General features: G+C 65.1%; 7 protein-coding genes and 1 other RNA gene. 3 read left to right on the top strand and 5 right to left on the bottom strand.

All coding sequences use genetic code 11. The features are described 5' to 3' along the window. Positions 1-121 precede the first annotated feature (121 nt). Positions 122-1,465, top strand: a complete 1,344-nt coding sequence (locus IVB32_RS27975) for a cytochrome c (protein WP_018454598.1) — start codon at positions 122-124, stop codon at positions 1,463-1,465. 190 nt (positions 1,466-1,655) lie between these two features. Here the strand turns inward: IVB32_RS27975 and IVB32_RS27970 are convergent, their stop codons facing one another. The 5 genes from IVB32_RS27970 to IVB32_RS27950 form a co-directional block, all read right to left on the bottom strand. Beyond that, entirely contained in the window at positions 1,656-2,480 is an 825-nt protein-coding gene (locus tag IVB32_RS27970) for a TIGR00282 family metallophosphoesterase (RefSeq protein ID WP_018454599.1), read from the bottom strand. Continuing rightward, positions 2,458-3,054: a 5-formyltetrahydrofolate cyclo-ligase gene (locus tag IVB32_RS27965; protein ID WP_018454600.1), complete on the bottom strand. Its 597-nt coding sequence runs from the start codon at positions 3,052-3,054 to the stop codon at positions 2,458-2,460. Before IVB32_RS27965 ends, IVB32_RS27970 begins: the two co-directional genes overlap by 23 nt. Before the next feature lie 228 nt (positions 3,055-3,282). Further along, positions 3,283-3,442: non-coding RNA, 6S RNA (ssrS, locus tag IVB32_RS27960), on the bottom strand. A gap of 48 nt (positions 3,443-3,490) precedes the next feature. Then, positions 3,491-3,874, bottom strand: a complete 384-nt coding sequence (locus IVB32_RS27955) for a cell division protein ZapA (protein ID WP_007599950.1) — start codon at positions 3,872-3,874, stop codon at positions 3,491-3,493. Beyond that, positions 3,871-4,161 (bottom strand): DUF4164 domain-containing protein, encoded by a 291-nt coding sequence (locus IVB32_RS27950; protein ID WP_007599949.1) that lies wholly within the window; start codon positions 4,159-4,161, stop codon positions 3,871-3,873. Before IVB32_RS27950 ends, IVB32_RS27955 begins: the two co-directional genes overlap by 4 nt. Between IVB32_RS27950 and IVB32_RS27945 the strand changes: the two genes are divergently transcribed. Both IVB32_RS27945 and IVB32_RS27940 read left to right on the top strand, forming a co-directional pair. Further along, positions 4,160-4,318: a hypothetical protein gene (locus IVB32_RS27945; protein WP_018454601.1), complete on the top strand. Its 159-nt coding sequence runs from the start codon at positions 4,160-4,162 to the stop codon at positions 4,316-4,318. The genes IVB32_RS27950 and IVB32_RS27945 overlap by 2 nt on opposite strands. Before the next feature lie 185 nt (positions 4,319-4,503). Continuing rightward, the coding region (locus IVB32_RS27940) for a 1-deoxy-D-xylulose-5-phosphate synthase N-terminal domain-containing protein (protein WP_276576784.1) at positions 4,504-5,175 on the top strand (672 nt) is incomplete at its 3' end.

Genomic DNA, 5,175 nt, shown 5'->3' with positions numbered 1-5,175 from the left:
TCGGCGAGGCCGGCGTCAACGCCGGCCCGCCGGCGCTGCGCAACGCCATTTACGCAGCAACCGGCGTGGCGCTGCGGCGCCTGCCGATCGATCGGAAACTGCTGGCTGCGGGGAAAAAGGCATGAGCGGCAAGATGCGTATCCTCACTGGCATCGTCGTGATCGCCATTGTCGTCGTGGCGCTCGGCGTCTGGATCATCCGCGGGCCCGGCCCGCTCGACTTCGCCGGCGGCACCAAGGTGGCGCTGGCGGATTACCGTGCCGGCAAACCGGCCGGCGTGCCGGCAAAGTTGGAGAAGGCGAGCCTGGTCGAACGCGGCGAATACCTGGCGAAGGCGGCCGACTGCATGGTTTGCCACACCAAGCCCGGCGAGACGGACTATTCCGGCGGGCTCGGCTTCAAGCTGCCGTTCGGCACGCTCTATTCCACCAACATTACGCCGGACACGGACACCGGCATCGGCAATTACAGCGACCAGGATTTTCTCAACGCCGTCCAGCGCGGCAAGCGCCATGACGGCGCCCGGCTCTATCCGGCGATGCCCTACACGTCCTACACCTACATGACCGACGACGACGTGCTGGCGGTGAAGGCCTATCTGTTCAGCCTGCCTGCGGTGCGCGCGAAGCCGCCGGAGAACACGCTGTCCTTCCCTTTCAACCAGCGCTGGGCGATGATTGTCTGGTCGGCCGTGTTCAATCCGGACACGCGCTTTGCGCCCGATACGTCGAAGAGCCCGCAGTGGAATCGCGGCGCCTATCTCGTGGAGGCGCTGGCGCATTGCGGCGAATGCCACACGCCGCGCAATCTCGGCTTTGCGCTGGACAACCGCAAGAAATTTGCAGGCGCGATCACGGCCGGGTGGCGCGCCTTCAACATCTCCTCCGACAAGGCCACCGGCCTCGGCAGCTGGCGTGACGAGGACCTGGTCTCCTATCTGTCGCTCGGCCATGCGCCGGGCCACGGCTCGGCGTCGGGTCCGATGGGCGAAGCGGTCGACCACAGCTTTAGCCAGTTCGCGCCTGAGGACATAAGCAGCATCGTCGCTTATCTGCGCAGCGTGCCGCCGCAGCCCTCGCCCGACCTGCCCGCAATCACCGCGCCCGTCGCACCCGCCTCGCACAAGGACGGCGTCACGGCGGATGCGCGCGGCAAAATGGTGTTCGCCAGCGCCTGCGCCAGTTGCCATGGCTGGAGCGGCGAAAGCCCGGTCTCGCCGATGGCGACGCTGACCGGCACCTGGGCCGTCAACGACCCCGCCGCCACCAACGTCGCGCAAATCGTGCTGTCAGGCACCAAGCGCGACACGCCGGACGGCGCGCTGTCGATGCCGGCGTTCGGCAAGGCCTATAGCGACGACGAGATCGCGGCGGTGGCGAACTACGTGACAGCGCGGTTCGGCGCGAAGGGCTCGAAGCTGACGGCGAAGGATGTTGCGGAGTTGCGGGAGCAGACGGCGGAGTAATTCTCGCGCCGACTGACGCTGCACCCTCTCCCCTTGCAGGAGAGGGTGGCTTCGCGAAGCGAAGCCGGGTAAGGGGTTGTCTCCACGCGTCCAACTCGCATTTGAATTCGCGGAAGCGACCCCTCATCCGGCGCTTCGCGCCACCTTCTCCCACAAGGGGAGAAGGTGCAGCGGGATCTGCCGCTGCAATTCAGCTCAGCCAGAATTTCGGCGTCGTCGGCTCCAGCCTGCCGCCGGCGCGCACCGGCCCAATACGGAGCGCAAGCCCCGTCGCGTCATCCGTCTCGACCGCAACGCCGCTGAGCGTCGCAGCGCCCGCTGCCGGCTCGAAGCGGCCTGAGGGGATCCCGGAGGTGAACCTGCGCAACGGCTCCTCCTTCTGCATGCCGATGATGGAATCGTAGTCGCCGGTCATGCCGGCATCGGTCATGTAGGCGGTGCCGCCCGACAGGATCTGGTGGTCGGCGGTCGGCACATGGGTGTGGGTGCCGACGACGAGGCTGGCGCGGCCGTCGCAGAAGAAGCCGATGCCCTGCTTCTCGCTGGTCGCCTCGCAATGGAAGTCGACGACGATGGCGTCCGCGGCAATGCCGAGCGGGCAGGCGCCGAGCTCGCGCTCGAGGGCCGCGAAGGGATCGTCGAACGGGGTCATGAAGACGCGGCCCAAAGCGTTGACGACGAGCGCGTGCTTGCCGTTCTTGGTCTCGACCAACGCGGCGCCACGGCCGGGCGTCCCGCGCGGATAGTTCGCCGGCCGCACCAGGCGCTCCGCGCGCTCGATGAACACCAGTGCTTCGCGCTGATCCCAGGAGTGATTGCCGAGCGTCACCGCGTCGGCGCCGGCGTCGAGAAACTCCTGATAGATCGCTTCCGTGATGCCGAAGCCGCCGGCGGAATTCTCGCCGTTGACGACGACGAAATCGAGCGACCAGTCCTTGACCATGCCAGGCAGATATTCGGCGATGGCATTGCGCCCGGCACGGCCGACGACATCACCCACGAAGAGAATGCGCAACTTCAGAACTCCGGAAATCGAATACGTCCGATTCCGTTAGCACATAATCCAGCGCCACGTCGTGGGCTAGTGCCGGAACCGCCTTGATCTCCTGCGCTGCAAAAGCGAGCCCGATGCCGACGATGGTCTTGGTTTTTCGCAGATGCGCGAAGGTGTGGTCGTAGTGCCCCGCGCCATAGCCGATGCGATGGCCGAGACGATCGAAGGCAGCGAGCGGCGTCAGCATGATGTCGGGAATGACTTCAGCGGCCCCAGGCGACGGCTCGGGAATGCCGAGCGGGCCGAGCATCAGGCGATCGTTCGGATGGAAGATGCGGAAGATCAGCGCCTGGCCCCGCGCAGTGACGCAAGGCAGCGCAAGCCTGGCACCCTGCTCGGCGAGCTTCTTCAGCAGCGGCATCGGATCGATCTCGCTGCGGATCGGCGAATAGCCCGATACGATGCTGCCAGGCAGAAGCTGGAATGGCAGCCCGCGCTTGGCGAGCTTGGCGGCGGCGGCGATGCGTTTCTTTTCGCTCAGCGCATCGCGCGCCGCGAGGGCTTTGGCACGGAGTTCGGCTTTGGTGTTGGTCATGCGCGCTTGCTCCGAAGGCTGAGCCTTGCTCCGCCGTCATCACCCGCCTTGTGCGCCCTTGCGCACTGGGGCGGGTGATCCAGTATTCCAGAGACGCCAATGCAAAAACCTCGACAGCGCGGCGTACTGGATGCCCCGCCTGCGCGGGGCATGACACCGAAATCAAACCGCGAGCGTGTCGGGGACGCAATTTCGACAGGCACGAACCAGAAGGAAGAAAAACAAAAGTGCGAAGCCGCGAACGCCGTTGAAGCACTCGATCCCGGAGTTCCCTACGAAAGTAGGTGGGCACCATATGTCCGAGCCCACGGGCCCGGCCAGGGACAGTTCCCTAAAGGATCGATAAGGCCCCGGGGATAATGGCTCCTGACGCGCGTCGCAGCCCCGCTTGGGCAATGTAACAACGATGCTGACGAATCGCCAGCCCGGTGAAGGGTCAGCCGATGGCGATCCCGTTGCCGACGGTGCGGTTCAGGACCTGGGTCGACTTCTCGATGCGCTCGGCGGCAGAGTTCAGTGCGTTCACGACCGCGGTCTGGGTCAACCGGGCGCGCTCGACGGCGGCGTTGCGGAAATCCCGCAGTTCGGTCAGCTCCTGCTCCATGGTCCGGATGCGGTTGCCGGCATCGACCAGTTCGTCGCAGACGGTCAGCGCCGCCATCACGGTGAGCCTGGCATCACCGATCTCGCCGAACTTTCCGCGCAGCGACTGAATCCGCGTCTCCAGGCTTTCAGCCAGCTTGAGCAGCCGCACCTCCTGGCCTTCCTCGCAGGCCATGCGGTATTGCCGGCCGTTGATGGTGACGTTGATGTGGCTCATCCGTCCTCTCCGGTATCGAGCACCGAACGTATCGTGACGATCGCGGAATCCAGCCGATCGGAGATCTCGCGGCTGGAGCGCTCGAGCTTGCGTGCCTTCACCAGCGCGCCGTCGAGCTCGTCGGCAAGCCGCGAGCGGTCCGCGCCGAGCGCCTGAATCCGCGCCGCGAGCTCGTTCTCGTCGCGATCGGCATCGCGCCGCCGCTCCACCGCGCTTTCGAGCGAGTCGAGCGCCGCCATGAGCCTGCGGGTCGCGATCTCGATCTCGACGGCCGAGGACTCGGTCATGGCAGAGCTGTTGGATACGCGATCGTTCATGCAGTCAGCGGCGGAACCTGTGGCCTTGCCCTTGGAGTTTTCCTTTGGGCTTTTCCTGGGGCTTGCCGTCCGGCAAAAGACTCGGTTCGGCAAGCGGTTAGAAGCAGAAATTTACGTGGCAAGCTAGGGAATCGCAACGCCGCCGCGAAACCTATGCACTGCTAAGCAACTTTTGCGGCCAAACCGGCGTTTGATTGCCTTGGCCTGTCGGAACCGAGATGCTATCCCAGCCGCGACCCCAGCGGCCGAAAGGCTCCTTCCGGCGCGGCCAAATCCAGCCACAAGCGCCTCATTTCAGACGGATTTTCAGACATGACGCAGGTCGATCACAACCGTATGGCCAATGCGATCCGCGGCCTTGCCATGGACGGCGTCGAGAAGGCGAAATCGGGTCATCCGGGCCTGCCGATGGGCGCCGCCGACATGGCGACCGTGCTGTTCACGCAATTCCTGAAATTCGACGTCGCCGCGCTGGACTGGCCGGACCGCGACCGCTTCGTGCTCTCGGCCGGGCACGGCTCGATGCTGATCTATTCGCTGCTGTATCTGATCGGCAGCCCAGAGATGACGATCGACCAGCTCAAGGACTTTCGCCAGTTGGGATCGCTGACACCCGGACATCCCGAGCACGGCCACACCAAGGGCATCGAGACCACCACCGGTCCGCTCGGCCAGGGCATTTCCACCGCCGTCGGCATGGCGCTCGCCGAGAAGATGCTCGCCGCCGAGTTCGGCAAGAAGATTGTCGATCACCATACCTATGTGATCGCTTCCGACGGCGATTTGATGGAAGGCGTGTCGCAGGAAGCGATCGCGTTGGCCGGGCACTGGAAGCTCAACAAGCTGATCGTGCTCTATGACGACAACGGCATTTCGATCGACGGTCCGACCTCGCTTTCCGACTCCGTCGACCAGGTGACGCGGTTCAAGTCGGCGGGCTGGGCCGCCGAAAAGATCGACGGCCACGACCAGGCCGCAATCGCC

The organism is Bradyrhizobium sp. 23, assembly GCF_023073295.1.
Lineage (GTDB): Bacteria > Pseudomonadota > Alphaproteobacteria > Rhizobiales > Xanthobacteraceae > Bradyrhizobium > Bradyrhizobium canariense_D.
This window is presented reverse-complemented; position numbering and strand designations above follow the sequence as displayed.